Genomic DNA, 1504 nt, shown 5'->3' with positions numbered 1-1504 from the left:
AAAACAATATTGCATCGTTACCCCGTCAAGAAGACGTCAGATAGCCACAAAGCTCGGATTACGTAGTCGTAAAGCGCTAAATAATGACGCTACCGCGGGCGTGATGAATAAAGCGGGTTGATGACTAACCGCCCAGCAGCCCTTGTGCGAGATAACCAGTGGCGAAGGCCAGTCCGGCTGCTGCGGTACCCATAAACAATGTACGCAGCCCTGAGCGCCAAGCCGGCAGACCATATACCGCACTCTTAAGCATGCCAATACCAAGAAATACACCCCCGGCCAGCCCCAGGCTTGTCAGGAATTGCGTGGTGATGCCCAACCCAGGTAACGCATAGGGTATCAATGGTAAAATACCGACAGCTAAAAAAGCGGCAAAGGTCGCTAGCGCCGCTCTTAGGGGGTTAAGTCCAGCAGCCGAAAGGCCATACTCCTCGTGCAACATGGTTGTCACCCACACATCTGGATCACGGCATAGGACCTCAACTACTTGCTCAAGCTGTTTCCCCTCGAATCCCTTCGCACGAAACAGCTGACGGATCTCTTCGCGCTCTCCTTCAGGAACCAGGGAAATATGCTGACGTTCGGTGCGTTCAGCGCTTGCGATCTGAGCCAGTTGCGCCTGACCAGCCTCGTAGTTGCTAACCGCCATGCTGAAGCCATCGGCAAGCAAGTTGGCGAAGCCCAGTACTAGCGCTACCTGTGGCGAGAATCCCGCACCGAATGCACCAGATACCACCGCAAAGGTGGTGACACAGCCATCGATGCCACCGAGCACAGCATCTGGTAGCGTCGATGCCCTTACTGGAGTGGCCAAGCGGTCACGCACCGCCGTAGGTTGATGGTCATCGAGGAGTCGCTCACGGCTTGGGATTGGCATGAAAAGGTCTCCTGCTGGCCCTGGAAGGATAACCATGAACTACCACGCCTAAGCGGCTGCGCCGTTAGACGTGGTTTCACTCGCTCGTTGGCGAGCTTCTAATGTCAATCGGTGATCAATGTGCGTAATTGACATGGGCGTGTCCACAACGCCCTTACCGGCTTTGAGATGGGCGTTGACCCACTCATCACCGATTACTTTTCGCATGATATTCGTGCTACCGTTCACATCAGCATTGATCAGCCGACCTTGGGAGGCACGGTAGAGACCTCGTTTTACTCGCCGTCCGCTGCACCGGTATTTTTCCGTCTGTCCTTTTTCATAGACAGGCATCGCATCCAGATCAAGCGCGCTGGCTTTGCTGGTGTATGACTCCTCGATGAGCGTCACGGCAATGCCCCTCTCGTCCGCCTTGTAGCGGATCATCTCGATCAGTTTGGCATGCGGGATAGTGGCGAATTTCTGGTTGTTCACCTTTCCGATATTCACGTTCTGCTTCCAGCCAGGCCCCCTCTGTCAGCCTAGTTGTCCGGTTGGCGTTATCGCCTAAATCAAATCCAGAGGGAGCGGCATGGAGTCCATGTGCCACGTTATTCCGAAGAACGTAAAGCAGCCGTCCTGAAAAAG

General features: G+C 54.6%; 2 protein-coding genes. Both read right to left on the bottom strand.

The genetic code is table 11. The features are described from left to right. Positions 1-124 precede the first annotated feature (124 nt). Positions 125-877: a VIT1/CCC1 transporter family protein gene (locus DU506_RS21140; RefSeq protein WP_114488785.1), complete on the bottom strand. Its 753-nt coding sequence runs from the start codon at positions 875-877 to the stop codon at positions 125-127. Between the two features lie 48 nt (positions 878-925). Beyond that, a complete protein-coding gene (locus DU506_RS21135; RefSeq protein ID WP_114488784.1) occupies positions 926-1366 on the bottom strand; it encodes a zinc ribbon domain-containing protein in 441 nt (146 codons plus the stop codon). Positions 1367-1504 lie beyond the last annotated feature (138 nt).

This window comes from Vreelandella rituensis, assembly GCF_003336665.1.
GTDB classification, from domain to species: Bacteria; Pseudomonadota; Gammaproteobacteria; order Pseudomonadales; family Halomonadaceae; genus Vreelandella; species Vreelandella rituensis.
Note: the sequence above shows the minus strand (reverse complement) of the source record. Positions and strands in the feature narration are given on the sequence as shown.